This is a genomic window from Shewanella sp. SG41-4 (assembly GCF_014164505.1).
Taxonomy (GTDB): domain Bacteria; phylum Pseudomonadota; class Gammaproteobacteria; order Enterobacterales; family Shewanellaceae; genus Shewanella.
The window spans coordinates 1-327 of record NZ_JACJFI010000767.1 but is presented as its reverse complement, the minus strand read 5'-3'; the positions used below and the strand labels follow the sequence as shown (position 1 = coordinate 327).

Here is a 327-nt window from a genome sequence, read left to right as displayed (position 1 = left end):
AAATTTCTACTTGAACGATCATTTTTCGCTGTCAGACTAAGGATATTGATACCCTTTAAGCCCTGAGCCACCTTGACTGACCTACCTGATGATATAGCACAACTCAAAGCCATGTTGCTGCAACTACAGCAAGAGAATGATGCTCAAAAAGTATTGCTTCAAGCTAAGCAGGAGCAAGTGAGTGAGCTTCAAACTCAAATTGAGCTGCTTATTGAACAACTCAACTTAAGTAAATCAAAACGTTTTTCATCACAAAGTGAAAAGGTAGCCAAAGGCACGTTTAACGAAGCTGAGCAGCAACATGCGTTGCCCAACGTAAATAAGAGC

1 pseudogene is annotated in these 327 nt (G+C 40.7%); it reads left to right on the top strand.

Annotated elements, in window-relative coordinates:
• Positions 1-72: 72 nt before the first annotated feature.
• Positions 73-327: pseudogene (locus tag H5202_RS23740) on the top strand (IS66 family transposase); the annotation flags it as partial.